The sequence below is a fragment of the Streptomyces sp. 1222.5 genome (assembly GCF_900105245.1).
Classification (GTDB): Bacteria; Actinomycetota; Actinomycetes; order Streptomycetales; family Streptomycetaceae; genus Streptomyces; species Streptomyces albidocamelliae.
The window spans coordinates 5846210-5859850 of the sequence record NZ_FNSZ01000001.1 but is presented as its reverse complement, the minus strand read 5'-3'; the positions used below and the strand labels follow the sequence as shown (position 1 = coordinate 5859850).

Annotated in this window: 8 protein-coding genes; 1 reads left to right on the top strand and 7 read right to left on the bottom strand. The window is 73.3% G+C overall.

Annotation, left to right across the window (positions count from 1 at the left end):
• Positions 1-399: 399 nt before the first annotated feature.
• From BLW57_RS26375 to BLW57_RS26360, 4 genes are all read right to left on the bottom strand, one after another.
• On the bottom strand, positions 400-2196 hold the full coding sequence (locus tag BLW57_RS26375; RefSeq protein WP_093477888.1) for an HEXXH motif domain-containing protein: 1797 nt from the start codon (positions 2194-2196) through the stop codon (positions 400-402).
• A gap of 21 nt (positions 2197-2217) precedes the next feature.
• Positions 2218-2400 (bottom strand): hypothetical protein, encoded by a 183-nt coding sequence (locus tag BLW57_RS26370; protein ID WP_093477886.1) that lies wholly within the window; start codon positions 2398-2400, stop codon positions 2218-2220.
• A gap of 86 nt (positions 2401-2486) precedes the next feature.
• Positions 2487-3590, bottom strand: a complete 1104-nt coding sequence (locus BLW57_RS26365; protein ID WP_093477885.1) for an effector-associated domain 2-containing protein — start codon at positions 3588-3590, stop codon at positions 2487-2489.
• Entirely contained in the window at positions 3587-4597 is a 1011-nt protein-coding gene (locus BLW57_RS26360) for an alpha/beta hydrolase (protein WP_256339593.1), read from the bottom strand. The genes BLW57_RS26365 and BLW57_RS26360 overlap by 4 nt, the downstream gene beginning before the upstream one ends.
• A 328-nt stretch (positions 4598-4925) precedes the next feature.
• On the opposite strand from BLW57_RS26360, the gene BLW57_RS26355 reads away from it, so the two are divergent.
• Positions 4926-6269: a cation:proton antiporter gene (locus BLW57_RS26355; RefSeq protein ID WP_176985723.1), complete on the top strand. Its 1344-nt coding sequence runs from the start codon at positions 4926-4928 to the stop codon at positions 6267-6269.
• A 94-nt stretch (positions 6270-6363) separates the two neighbouring features.
• Here the strand turns inward: BLW57_RS26355 and fxsT are convergent, their stop codons facing one another.
• The 3 genes from fxsT to BLW57_RS26340 are packed head-to-tail and all read right to left on the bottom strand — an operon-like array spanning position 6364 to position 13471.
• Positions 6364-10902, bottom strand: coding sequence for an FxSxx-COOH system tetratricopeptide repeat protein (fxsT, locus tag BLW57_RS26350; RefSeq protein WP_093477880.1), 4539 nt, complete (start codon positions 10900-10902; stop codon positions 6364-6366).
• Positions 10902-12023: an AAA family ATPase gene (locus BLW57_RS26345; RefSeq protein ID WP_093477879.1), complete on the bottom strand. Its 1122-nt coding sequence runs from the start codon at positions 12021-12023 to the stop codon at positions 10902-10904. The genes fxsT and BLW57_RS26345 overlap by 1 nt, the downstream gene beginning before the upstream one ends.
• Positions 12020-13471 carry a VMAP-C domain-containing protein gene (locus BLW57_RS26340; protein WP_256339846.1) on the bottom strand — a complete coding sequence of 484 codons (1452 nt, stop codon included), beginning with the start codon at positions 13469-13471 and terminating at the stop codon, positions 12020-12022. The genes BLW57_RS26345 and BLW57_RS26340 overlap by 4 nt, the downstream gene beginning before the upstream one ends.
• Between the last annotated feature and the right edge of the window lie 170 nt (positions 13472-13641).

Here is a 13641-nt window from a genome sequence, read left to right as displayed (position 1 = left end):
CATGACAGGACGGAAGGGGTGAACGCGGGCCGGGGACGCGAGAGGGCCCGGGGGGCCCGGACGGCCCGACGGGCTGCGGAGTGACCACGGCGGCCTGGAGAAGGCCGAGTTGGGGCGGCCTGCCGGCTAAGGCAGGGAGTACGGCGGGCACAGTGTCCTCCGGGTACGCGTCCTGTCGTCCTGCGTCACGTCCGCGACGCCCCCGTGGCCGCTTCCGGTCCCGCCGAGCTTATCGGCAAACCACAGGAGTGTTCGACGCCTCCCGGCCCGGAACCTGTGAAAGATCGATGACGGCCCGTGACGACAGACCCCGACAGACCACCCGAAATCCGGCTGCGACGCCCTGTCCACGGGGTGCTGACGCGCGGCCCGGCCGGAGTCCGGACGACGGGGAACCGGTCAGGCCGGGCGGGAGGCGAGCCAGAGGGTGACTCGGCGCGGGTCGGCCGGCGTCCCGGACACGCGGAGTTCACGGTGGACGGCGCGTGCCAGCTCGGGACGGCCGAGGAGCGTGCCGTCGGGGTCGGTCGCAAAGACGAGGCCGGTCCAGGCCTCGGCGGATTCGGGGTCGTCGGCCAGCAGGCGGGCGTAGGCGTCCGTGGCGGCGGGGTCGCCCGAGACGAGGGCGCGGTCGGCGGCGGACGCCGCGGGCCGCCCGGCGCCGGGCGGCGCACCGAGGCGCCGCCGGATCAGCCCGGTGCGGGCGTGCGACCAGGGTGCGGCGAGATCCGGCACGACGGAGGAGCCGGCGATGCGGAAGTCGGCCGGGATGCCCGCGGCGAAGGCCCGGGCGAGGGCGCGCGCGTCCTCCGGGGCGGGGCTCAGATGCCGTATCCGCCAGCCGGTGCGGTGGTCCCTCGCGGCGAACTCGGCGAGGGCAGCGACGTCGGGCCGGATCCGGTCGTCCCCCCACCAGGAGGACAGCCGCGCGGTCATGCCCCGCAGGAACCGGCGCCCGTGCCCGGTCAGTCCCGGATCGGCGGCCAGCACCCGGACGGCCTCCTCCGTCTGCCGCCTGCGCAGCGCGAACTCGAATGCGGCGAGGGGGCGTTCGGCGCGCGGTGCCTCGTCCAGGTAGCGGGACCAGAAGTCGGTGACGCCCAGGAAGGCGTACGCGCCCTGAAGCAGTCCGCCGAGGGGCCGGGGATCGTCCCGCCAGGGGGCGTAGTGCCGCTCGGCACCGCTGTCCTGTTCCAGCGTCAGCAGATGCAACAGCGCGCCCAGTTTGGTGTGCTGGAACTCGTGGACCAGGGTGACCGCCAGGGTCACCGGATCGGGAGGCAGCGAGGTCAGCACTCCGCCGAAGGCGTCGCCGGAGGAGGCGCTGAGGACCACCCCGCCGGGCGCCGGTTCCACGTCGGTGAGGGTGCGCAGTCCCTCGGCGACCGCCGCGGCCGTGCCCGGGTCGACACGCGTCAGCAGGCCCAGCGCGCCGCCGAACAGCTCCTGCCAGCGCGTGATCCGGTCCTTGCCGAGGCGGCGCGGCGGCAACGGCTCGCCGAGGTCCCGGTAGGGGTCGATGTCGTCGAGCAGGACGGCCACCGGCCGCCCGGCCGCGTCCGCGCGCAGGGTGCGCAGTCCCTGCCAGCCGGGCACGTCGCCGCCGGGGGTCCCGGGCGGCTCGGGCGGCCCCACGCTCTCGCCGTACGCGTCGACCCGCAACCGGCCCTCGGCCACGACGACTTCCGCGGTCCCCCAGTGCGGACGGCCCGATAAGCGGGCCAGCCCGAGAGTGGGGAACATCGCGGTGCCGTCCCGCACCGGCACGGTGGTGCGCAACGGCAGCCCCGCGCGCAGCGCGGCGACGGAGCACACCGCGAACAGATGGCCGAGGTCCGTCCACAACGGCCCGTCCCCCCAGGCCGTGTGGGTCAGCCGCCGGAGGCTGTGTCCCAGCCAGCTGCCGATCTGCGGGTGCAGCAGCAGCTCGCGGAACTCCTCCGGAGCCTCCTCCTGAGCCGCGGTCAGGGTGTCCCAGGCGCTGTCGACGGGAGGGAGGGGACCCAGCGCGCCGGGGGTGGAAGCCATGGTGTCGAGCAGGGCGCGCAGCAGCAGAAGGCGCCTGCTGTACTCGGTCCGCCGCAGGAAACGGATCGTCCCCGGGCCTCCCCGGCCCGCGGCCAGGTCCTCGAAGTACGCCGAGGGGATGAGATGGTGCGCGGCACGGGGGCGTCCGGAACGTCCGTCGGTCTGCACAGGTCTCCTCCCCGGGAACCGTCAGGCGGTCCGTCCGGGCGGTCCCTCACCACCGGAGAAGTTGACCCGCGGCCGCTCGACCTGACAGAGCAGCCTGTTCAGTGAGCGCGCGTAGACGTCGGCGCTCTGCGACCTGAGGGCGGAGAGTGGGACGTCGCTGAGATCGGCCAGTTCGGATCCCATGAACTCCGCGGACGTATCCATGCGACATCCCCCTGTGAACGCCCTGCATCCCGATGACTTCATGATGACGCATGGCGGAAGTGTTCGGGAAGACCGTGATCAGCCGGTCAGGCGCCCTGTTCCGGAGCGAGCCAGCGCGCCGCCCAGTCCTTCAGTTCCCGCTGCTCCAGCGAGCCCGGTTCGATCAGGGTGACCGCCTCCACCAGGGCGGCCAGTCCGCCCGGGTGGCGCCGGCAGGTCCGGACGATGCTGATGATGTCGGGGCGCGGGGCCCCCAGCCGGGGGATGGAGGAGGACAGGTCGGCGGGCAGCATGCCGAGGACGAGCTGGCGCTGGTCCCGGTCCGTCATGCCGGGCCACCCGGCGAGCAGGTTGACCAGTTCGCTCAGTGCCGCGTCCGGCACCGGTTCCTCCCGGCGCCGCGCGTCGGGGAAGACCAGTTGGCGTACGTCGCTGGTCCAGGACCGGTACCAGAGCGAGGTGGGCCGCTGTGTCCCGCCGGTGAACTGCCCGATCACGCCGTCCGCGACCTTGCCCATGTCCGGCGGCCAGCTCTCGCCGCCCGCCGCGGTCAGGGCGGCCAGGGCGGCACGGGAGAACACCCCGGTCCGCCGCGCAGGGTCGTTGACCGCCCGCTGCCCGGGGGCGGACGCCAGCAGGACGAACTGCTCCCGGCCGGGCAACCGGTCGCCGCCCGGGGGGAGTTCGGTCGGCAGTGAGCGGGCGAGGCCGAGGTCCTCGACGAAGGTCTGGCAGGAGTCCACCAGCCAGATCTGCCGTCCGAAGCCGGGCAGCAGATCGGTGGTGAAGGCGTTCAGCCACGCGTCCAGGTCCAGGTTCCGCTTGTCGTCGGTGCCGGCGTCGGCGTAGAAGAGCCGGCGGTGCCCCTGCGGGTCGGTGACGCCGTGCCCGCCCCAGAACACCCACAGCAGATCGCCCTCCAGGCGGGGCAGCCGTCGGGTCAGCACCTCCTGCACCGTCTCCCGTACGGCGGTCCCCGCACGGACGTCGACGTCCGGCCCACCGGCCCCGGGCAGCTCCTCCAGCAGCAGGTGGATGTGGGCGGCGGGGACCCCTCGTCCGCGCAGCCACGCGGTGAAGCGGCGGGCGTCGGCGGCGGGCCCGGGCAGGTCCCAGGACGGCCCGGCGGCATACCGTTCCACTCCGGCCACGACGGCGTACGTACGGTCCGGGCGCGCGGCGGCGGTCACGGCAGCTCCCCCGCGAGGAGCCGGTACAGCTCGGGGTTGCTCCAGTAGGCGCTGTGCGAGAGCGGGAAGGGCTGCCGGCTGTCCACGGCGAGGTCGTCGACCCGGCCGGGGAACACGCCCGCCCCGAGGTAGCTGAGCAGGTCCCGCCGGTCGTACACGTTCAGCCAGCGCGGTACGTGCGCGGGCAGCGGGCTGCCGTGCTCCAGGCTGGGCAGCGCGCCCAGTTCGTAGAGGAACGGCGCCTGCGAGCCGACGGTGACCAGCAGCGCGACCTCGGGCAGGGGGCGCAGCACGAGCAGGTCGAGCGAGGCGATGCCGCCGAGGCTGTGCGCGAGGAGCACGACGGGCGGCTCCGCCGTACGCACCGCCTCCGCGATCGCCTCGCGGACGGCGGCGCCCCGGGAGAGGTAGAGCAGCACGTCGCCCGCGGCCGGGTGGGCGGCGTCCGTGAGCGCCGAACGCCGTTTCACCGCCTGGGCGGAGGCGAGCCCGAGCGCCAGCCGTCCGGCCATCCGCTTGACCTTCCGGGTCACCGGTCCGCGGTGCGTTCCCGGGCCGGCCGTCCCTGGGAGCAGTTCGGTGATCCGGGCGACCGCCTCGTCCCGCGCGGTGCCGTCGAGGGCGGGCGCCGGTCCTTCCTCCCCGGCCCGCCGCCGTACCGCCTCCGCGAGGAACGCCCGCGCCAGCACGGCCGCCGGGTCCTCCGCGGCGGGATCGCGCAGGAAGCGCCGGCAGTCCGGCGCGGTGAGCACGGCGGCCACGGCGGCGGCGAAGTCGTCGCCGGTCCCGGCCTCCTCGAGCAGTCCGCGCAGCCGGGCGTCCGAGGTGAGCGTCAGGGCCGCCGCGGAGATGTCCTCGCCCGGCGGCCGGGCTCCCGGCGCCAGCTCGGCCGGGGCCGCGGACTCCGAGGCGAGCAGTCGGAGTTCGAGCAGCGGGTCCAGATAGAGGAGTCCCCAGAACTCGACGTCCGCGTCGAGGTCGCCGTCCCGCTCGTCGACGGCGCGCACGCCGGGAATGTCACGCCCGGTCGCGTACCCCGGCACGGAGACACCGTTCGAGTGGAGTACCGATCCTGCGCTTCCCCCCCAATAGCAGGAATTTATCCGGATTTCCGGGCGTAGCGACCGGAAACCTTGCTGTACGCGTTCCAGGGTTTCACTGAAACCCGGCTCGCGCACCCCGGTGCCGTGTACGAATAACACCGTCGTCACTGCCGACCCCCCGCTCGTGACGGCATATACCAAGTGCAGGCAACAATAGGCCGTTTGCCCGAAACCGGCTACACTCCGTACAGACTCCGCCACTGCGGCGGCACTTGCCGGAAGGGGGATGCCGGTGAGCACGGACGCCATCGTCACCCATGTGGTAGCCGCTCTCGCGGTGGTGATCACGGCTTCGTACACCATGGGCGCGGTGGCCCGCAGGCTCGGTCAGCCGCCGGTCATCGGCCAGTTGTTCGCGGGCATCGCCCTCGGCCCCAGCCTGCTGGGGCTCGTCCCGGGCGGCGTTTACGAAACCCTCTTCCCGAAGCAGATCCAGCCCATTCTGACCTCCCTGTCACAAGTGGCGCTGGTCCTCTTTCTCTTCGCCGTCGGATATGAGCTGGACCTGCGTATGCTGCGCGGCCAGAATGCGGTGACCGCCGTCTCGCTGGGTGGATTCGCCATTCCCATGCTGATGGGCGCCGGAGCCGTCCTGCTCTTTCCCGGAGGATTCGGCTCCGCCAACGGCGGCCGTCCGGTCGACGCCACCTTCACCCTCTACATGGCGGTCGCGCTGTCCATCACGGCGGTGCCCGTCCTCGCCAGCATCATCAGGGACCAGGGGGTGGCCGGCACCAGGCCGGCCGTCATCGCCATGGCCGCCGCGGGTGTCATCGACGCGCTGAGCTGGCCGGTGCTCGCCGTGGTGCTGGTGGGCAGCACAGGCGGATCGACGCCGACCTGGACCGTCCGGGTGGCCCTGCTCGCCGGGTACGTGCTGGTGATGCTCTTCGCCGTACGGCCCCTGCTGGTGTGGTGGATGCGCAGGCCGGGCGCCCTGATGACCAACCAGGTGCCCGTCGCGGTCGCCGTGGCCCTCGGTTCGGCCTGGGCCACCAGTGCGCTCGGGCTGCACGTCATCTTCGGCGCGCTGCTGGCCGGGCTCATCATGCCCCGCCAGCCCGACGGTGTGCCGGACAGCCGGCTGCTGCGCCCGCTCCAGGAGACCGGCGGACTGCTGCTGCCGGTGTTCTTCGCGATCTCCGGGATGGCCGTCCGGCTCAGCGGGCTGCGAAGCTCCGACCTGCTGCTCCTGGGGTTGATATGTGTCACGGCGGTCGTGGGCAAGGTGGCCGCAGGGGCCCTCTCGGCCCGCGCGGCCCGGATGCCGTGGCGCGACTCGGTGGTGATCGGCGTCCTGCTCAACACCCGCGGGCTGACCGAACTCATCGTGCTCAACGTCGGGCTGGAGGCCGGGGTGATCGGCTCGCGTCTGTACGCCCTGCTGGTCGTGATGGCGCTGCTCACCACCGCGGCCACCGGTCCGCTGCTGACACTGCTGTACCGCCCGGACAGCCCGCCGCTGCCCGGACACGCCGGTGACGCCCGCTACGACGAGAAGGTGCCGGACAGCCGGCCCGGGCCGGAGCCGGGGCAGTCCCCCGCCGCGGACGCCGAGCCGGCCCCGCGGACGTAGCGCCGCGGACGTAGCGCCTCGGACGGCACCACCCACACGTGGAGCCGGTCGGGCCCGGAGCGGGCCCGACCGGCTCTCTCGTTCCAGGGGGTGGCTAGAACGGCACGGGCGCGATGTCCACCTCGGCGCGCCGGCTGCTGGCGGCGGCCGTGGTCGCGGGGTGGCTCTCACCGAGCGTACGGCGGAAGCGCGTCAGGGTCTCGGTGTGCAGTGCCGTGGCCTCGTCGTCGCGGCCCAGTGCCCGCAGGTCGAGGACCACGTTGTTGGCGCAGGCCAGGGTGGTCGGGTGGTCCTCGCCCTGGTTGCGGGTCAGGATCTCCAGCGACTTGCTGTCCAGTTCCAGGGCTTCCGCGTGCCGCCCATGGGCACTGTGCTGGGTGGCCGTGCCGAGGGCGGCGGTCAGGGTGAGGATGTGCTCCTCGCCCAGGGACTCGCGCATGCCGGGCAGCGCCGCGTCGAGGTGCTCGTCGGCGGCGCCGAGCTCCCCGAGCTGCCGCAGGGTGATGGCCACGTTCGTGCGGGCGGACAGCGTGTACGGGTGGGCGCCGCCGAGCTTCGCCGCGTAGCGCACGACGGTCGCCTCGCCGAGCTCCTTGGACCGCGGCAACTGGCCGTCCTGCCTGAGGTCGTTGACCAGGTTCGCCGCGCAGGCGACGGCGTCCGGGTGGTCGGCGCCGTAGCGGCTCTCGAACTTCGTCAGGGCCTGTTCGCCGAGTTGCAGGGCCCCCTCGTGGTCGCCCGCGCGACGGCGGCACACCGCGAGGACCCGGGCGCAGCTGACGCTTGCGGGGTTGTCCTCGCCGTAGTTGTCGATGTAGCGGGTGTACACGTCCTCCTGGTGGACGACGGCTCCCAGGTAGTCGCCGGTCTCCCGCAGGTCGATGGAGAGACCGCTGAGGGTGCTCAGGGTGTCGAGGTGGTTCTCGCCGAGCGTGACGGCGCGCAGCCGGGCCGTCTCCGTGTCGCGTTCCCGCGCCTCCTGGTACAGGCCCATCAGCCGCAGGCCGACACCGAGGCTGTGGGCCGCGCGGAGCGTGGCCGGGTCGTCCTCGCCGAAGGCCCGCAGCGAGCGGTCGTAGACCGACCGGTTGATCTCCAGCGCCCTGGGCATCTCGGCCCTGAGCCGCAGACCGCTGCAGAGCTGGATGAGGGCGTCCAGGGTGCCTTCGTCGTCCTCGCCCGCGATCCGGATGTAGGTGTCGGCGGTGCGCTGCATCATCTCGGCGGCCTCCCGGTACTCGCCGAGCATGCGCAGCAGGAAGGCCAGCCACTTCGCCATCTGCAGCGTCTGGAGGTCCTCGGCGCCGAACTTTTCGGTCCAGATCTCCAGCGCCTCGCGGGCCATCGCCGCGGCGCCGTCGTGGTCGCCCCACACGTAGAGGAACTCCACGATGCCCCGGACCAGGCCGCGCACCCAGGGGGATTCGCACTCCACGGCCCGGGACACCACCACGTGCGGCAGCAGTGCCTGGTAGCGCGGCCACAGCTCGCGCGAGCCCGGGCTGTTGGGGTTGGCGTCGGCGAGGAGCAGGTGCGCGCCGTGCCGCATGTCCGCCTGCTGCTGCGGGGACATGCGGTTGACCAGCACCGCCTGGACCAGTCGGTGCAGCTGGATGGTGTCGTGCCGGTGCTCGATCCGGGCCAGCGCGTAGACGTTGATCTCCCGGATGGCCCGGCCCAGTTTGATGGGGTCGCGCAGGGCCTCGTCCAGCTCGGGGGCGATGGTGGTGCTCCGCGAGTTGTTGAACAGGCTGCGGGAGATCGGTTCGGGCGCGAAGAACGAGGAGACCTGGAGGAGCTGGAGGGCCGCCGGGTTGCGCTGCTCCAGCTGCCGCAGCGAGACGTCCCAGGCCGCGGCGACCGACATGGGGTAGTCGGGCGACGGGACGAGTTCGAGCATCAGCTCGGCGATCTTCTCGTTGATCAGCCGCAGGTACTCGGGCACGGACATGCCGGTGACCGCCTGCCAGGCGGCCGCCTGCTCGATGGCGAGCGGCAGGTCGCCCAGGGCCTCGGCGAGCCGGTCGGCGTCGCCGTCGCTCAGGTTGCGGGCGCGGCGGCGCAGCAGCGCCTTGCTCTCCTCACGGGTGAAGACGTCGACGGACAGCGTCCTCGCGACCCGGTCCCACTCCTGGTTGCGGGAGGTGATGAGGATCTTGCCGGTGCCACCGGTCGGGAAGTAGGGGCGTACGGCCTCCACGTTCTCGGCGTTGTCGAACACCAGGAGCCACCGGTCGTACGGGTGGCCCCGGCGCAGTGCCTCGCGCACCGCGGGGACGGCCCGGTTGGCCTCGCTGCTCACGTTCAGGCCCAGCCGGTGGGCGAGTTCGGTGAGGGCGGTGAGGATCATCGTCGGCTGTTCCGACGGGATCCACCACACCACGTCGTAGTCGGACGCGTACCGGTACACGTACTCGATGGCGATCTGCGACTTTCCGACACCGCCCATGCCGTGCAGGGCGTGCGGCAGCACGGCCGAGGTGTCGCCGGTCACCAATTGCTCCCGGACCTGCTCCAGCAGGTCCTCGCGACCGACGAAATTGGGGTTGTTCGGCGGGACGTTGCCCCACACGGCGGGCACGGAGGTGCGTGCCGTGGTGTGCGGGGACGGCGTCGACTGCGGTGCGGACGGTACCGGTGTGCCGCGTGACGAGGAGACGGCGTCCGACTGCCCGTCGGGGCTCGGTGCCGGAATGCCCTTGGCCGGATTGCTGTTGACGGCGCCCCCGTCCTCACGCTGGTGCTGACTGGCAGTGGTGTCGGTCATGATCAGGCCGTCCGTGTCGGAATTTATGTCTACATTGTGGACATCGTGGACCATTCGCTCCGTGTTCTGCGTGATCGACGCTCCCGGCAGAGCCCCTTCCAGAGCTGCGCTGATGCGTCGGGCACGGAGCAGATAGGGCCCCGAGAGGGCACGGAGGACCGCCAGTTCCACGCGCACGAACGGCAGGCTCTCCGCCGTGACCGGAGGATCGGGCGCCTCTTCGGGAGCGAGCAGGGCGCCGTGCAGCCCGCGGGCCGCCTCGAAGCGGTCTCCGTAGAAGTCGGACACCGAACTGACCACCCGCGCCGTGTCCGCGCGCATCGCGGCGGACAGCAGTTCCTCGCGTGCGCCGTCGACGAAGTCCAGCGGGATACGGGCGGGATCGCCGGGCGGTTCGCCGGGCGGGGTCTGCTCCAGCAGGCCGCTCAGGAACAGCTCGGCCAGATGCACCGGTTGGGCCTCCGGCACCAGCTTGCGCTGTACGTCCCGCACCAGGCGGGGTTCGAGGACCGCGGCGGCCAGATGGGTGGCCAGCCGGAAGGCGGTGGGGGTGGCGTGGCTGCGGAAGCGCCGGATGCGCTCCCGTACCGACGGCACCGGGACGTCGAGGGGCGGCTCGCGGTCGTCGTCCGGGACGGGCCGCTCGGGCACGCCCAGCAGCAGCACGGGGGCGTCGACCCGGCCGGACTCGTCACCGGCCACCAGCCGGGCCCAGCGGCCCAGCCAGTCGGCGTCCAGTTCCAGCACCGGGACGGCCACCGTCCACTTGTCGGGCGGCGGGTCGAACGGGTCGCGCTGCTCCGGCGGGAAGTGCACGGACAGTTCGGTGTTGCGGGCTCCCGCGCGCGGGCTGTGCAGTCGTGCCTGCCGGGGCACCACGGCGGTGCGGTGCCAGTCCCTCTGGGACAGCAGGTGCACCACCGCGACCGGCCCGGCGGCCCCCCACAGCTCCAGCGCCGCACGGCCGGCGTCCCCCCGCCACAGCGGCCCCAGGCCGTCGGTCAGCACCAGGACGATCCGGCGGCCGGTCCGGTCCACCAGCTCGCCGGGGGCACCGGCGCGTTCGTCGTCCGGATGCGGGCCGCGCAGCACCGCCTCCTCGCCGCCGGGCCCCTCGCGCAGGCCCAGCCGGCGCACCCGGACGTCCCGGAAGGCGCCCAGCTGCTCCGCCACGGCGGTGAACTCGGTGATCGTCTGCTGCCAGATCACCATCGTCGGGTGATCGTCCACCACCAGGACGAGATCGAACCGGCGCTCGTCCGCCGACCGGGTGTACGGCAGCCAGAGGCCGTCCTCGGCGGCGTGCTCGGCGGTGGCCTCCTCGTCCAGCTCCACCTCGGACGCCGAGGGCACCACCTGCTTCAGCGGTCGCAGCCGCCGGCCGATCTCCGGCGCGTCGCGCAGATCCGGTCCCGGCGCGACCGCCGCCCCGGCCTCGCCGTACACGGCCCGCCGCTCCGCACCGGCCCCGGATCCGGATGTGTCGGTCCCGGTGCGCAGGTACCGCAGCGGTGTCCGTGGCGCGTCGACCGCCGGCGAGGGCCACGGCCGCCCGCCCCCCGGCCCCTCCCGGCCGCCGGCTGCCGCCCGGTCCGCCGCGGGGGCCGTCCGCGGCTCCGGCCGAGAGCCCTCCGCCGCCCGCGGTCCGCCGTCCGCCGGCTCACCGGGCGGATCCTCGGGCCCGGGCCCGGCGGCCTGCCGGCCGGACGGTTCGGGCAGCCCGGAGAGCCCCGGCGGCGTGGACGGCCGGGATTGCGGCGGGCGGTCGGACGGGGGCAGCCGCGCCGCCAGCGTCTGGTACGCGTGCAGCCACAGCGCCTCCGCCAGTTCGACGGGCTCCGGGTACGGACGCGGCTCCTCACCCATCAGGGCGCCCCCGACAGCTCACGCCAGAGGGCCTCCAGCAGGTCGCCCCAGGCCGCGTCGTCGTCGCGGACGCCGGCCGTGCGCAGGAAGACGGCGTTGAGCAACTGGTCGGCCGCCAGCCCGCCGTGTTCCCGGCTGCGCTCCACGAACGCGCGGATCAACGCGTCGTGGCGGCCGTCCTGGTCCCGGAAGTGGGCCGCGATCATGGCGGCGAGCTGGTCCTCGCGCGGCGGCGAGACGTCGAGCCGGACGCAGCGGCGCAGGAAGGCGGGCGGGAACTGCCGCTCCCCGTTGCTGGTGATGACGACGAACGGGAAGGCCCGGCACCGGATCCGCCCGTCGGTCACCGTGACCGTGCTGTCCGGGTCGTCGGTGAACACCTGCGCGTGCCGCTCCCGCTGGCGGGCGCGGACCAGCTCGGGGATGTCGTACGCGCCGTTCTCCAGCACATGGAGGAGGTCGCTGGGCAGGTCGATGTCGCTCTTGTCCAGCTCGTCGATGAGCAGGACGCGCGGCAGCTCGTACGGCAGCAGCGCGGTGCCCAGCGGTCCGAGCCGGACGAAGTCCCCGATCCGCGCTCCCCCGCCGTCCGGACCCGGCCCCGCCTCGCCGTCCGCGCCGGTGCCCGGCGCCCCGGACGTCCCGGCGGCCGCCGGACCGCGGCCGAGGGAGGCCTGGGCGCGGCCGATGGCGTCGTACTCGTACAGGCCCGAGCGCAGGGTGCTGCGGGAGGTGATGCCCCAGTGCAGCACACGGCCGAGGCCCAGCTCGCGCGCGACCAGGTAGGCGAGCGTCGACTTGCCGATGCCGGGGCGGCCCGTGACGAGCAGCGGGCGGCGCAGCAGCAGGGCCGTGTTGATCATATCGATGTCGTGCGGGTTCTGGCGGGGGGTGGCGCGGTCCGCGCCACCGAGCCGGCGGTCGGTCTCGGCGCTCTCGGCCGGTACGGGCGGCAGCACCGGTCCGCCGTCGAAGTCCCGCCACGCGGGTGGCGGAGGCAGTACGTCGCCGAGGCGGATGTCGGCCAGCGGCTGCCCGGTGCCTCGGTAGATCCACCAGCTGCGGCTGCTGACGGACCCTCCGTTCCCGGTGCTCTCGACCGGGTGATGGACACCGTTCATGAATCCCCCTCGTCGTCGTGTCCGCCCCGCGTGCTCCCGGAATCCGCTCCCGGGGACGACCCGTCGACGATGCGGTTCGGGTCGTCGAACAGAACCGCGAAATGACGGCCGGCGTGCGCGTCCCGCTGCGCCGCGGCGGCGGTCGCCGCCTCGTTGCGCAACTGCTGGACCCGCTGCGGCAGTTCGATCGGTTTTCCCTTGATGATCTTCTTCACCCGTTTTCGGAACTCGCCCGGCGGGGCCGGCCGGCGGTCCCAGACCGCCAGCGGGACCCCGGCGCGCAGGGCGGCCTCCAGCGAGGCCCGGCTGCCGGCGGGCCCCGGCAGCGGCGGTGCGTTGAGCGCGACCGAGACCAGCCGCTCGTCGGCGGTCAGCCTGCTCGTCCACTGCACGGGGTCGTGGCCGCGCCGCCCGGTCGTGTCCCAGTGGCAGACGATGCCGGCGTCCTCGGTCATCTGCTGCCAGCGGTTGTGCCAGCGCCGGTGGAACTCGCGGGCGCGCATGCGCTCCAGGCTCCGCAGGACCACCGGATAGCTGAGGCACAGCGCGGTCGACGAGGAGGACTGCGAGGCCATCGGCAGCCACTCCAGGGGATGGTTCAGCAGATGGAAGGGCAGGACGAACTCCAGCACCGGTCTGCCGGGCCGCCCGGCCCAGTCCCTCTCGGCGCGGACGACCAGCCGCTCCACGGTGGCCTCCACGTCCTTCAGGGCCACGATCTGGTCCTCTCCGCGCTCCGGCCGCCAGGGTCCCGGACGTATCTGCCGCCAGTGGGACAGCAGATAGTGGTCCGGGGTCATCCCGTGTCTGCTGAGCTGGATAACGAGGCAGGCGGGCGCCGGTTGTGCCGTGGGGGCCTGCGCGATCTCCGCGCGCAGCGCCTTGAGCTGCGCACCCGTGCCGAGCCTGCGCGCCTGGGCGTCGTTCCACGCCCGCAGCCCGTCGGCGACCTGGCGGTGGGCGTCGCCCTCCAGCGCGGCGACGACGTGCTCGACGAGGGCCATCACGGGGAGCAGTCCGTCGGCGCGGGCGTTGACCTGGGAGAGGAAGTCGAAGGCGTCGCGGAGGGTGGAGACCCGCCGGTCCGGGAGCGTCAGCTCACCGGCCGCCGCGTACAGCACACCACGCACGTCGAGATGGCGGACGCGGGACAGCAGGGAGTGGACTTCGCGCGAGTCCGCCTCGGAGAGCACCGCCAGCACCGGGGAGGTGACGGCCAGCTCGCTGATCCGGAGCACGGGCACGGTGTTGGGGGCGTAGTCGTTGAGGGTGGCGGCCAGCTCGGGAAGCCCGCCGGGCTCCCTCAGACAGGCGCGGACGATCTCCAGCATCTCGGGCCGGGTCCGGCCGTGGCGCCGGATGTTGCCTAACTCGGGTAACCGGCTCGCCAGCATATTGATCAAGAGATCGCGCCCCTCCGGTGCATCGAGTCCCGTCACCGCGCACATCTGATCAACCAGCTCACGCTCGAGTCCTGGCGCACGACCGCCATTTCCGTCGCCGAACAAGCGTCCCCCCGTCTCGCCCGGTCCCCTCAACTCCTCGTCGCAGTCGGGCAGTCCGGGCTCCGCCGCTCTGCGTCCAGGGTATGGCCCGGGCCTGACACGTCGCCACCCTG

What these genes read in the sequence shown, in the direction of transcription:
- BLW57_RS26370 (WP_093477886.1), bottom strand. Translation starts at nt 2,400, where the DNA reads ATGGATACGTCCGCGGAGTTCATGGGATCCGAACTGGCCGATCTCAGC.
- fxsT (WP_093477880.1), bottom strand. Translation starts at nt 10,902, where the DNA reads ATGGGTGAGGAGCCGCGTCCGTACCCGGAGCCCGTCGAACTGGCGGAG.
- BLW57_RS26345 (WP_093477879.1), bottom strand. Translation starts at nt 12,023, where the DNA reads ATGAACGGTGTCCATCACCCGGTCGAGAGCACCGGGAACGGAGGGTCC.
- BLW57_RS26340 (WP_256339846.1), bottom strand. Translation starts at nt 13,471, where the DNA reads ATGTGCGCGGTGACGGGACTCGATGCACCGGAGGGGCGCGATCTCTTG.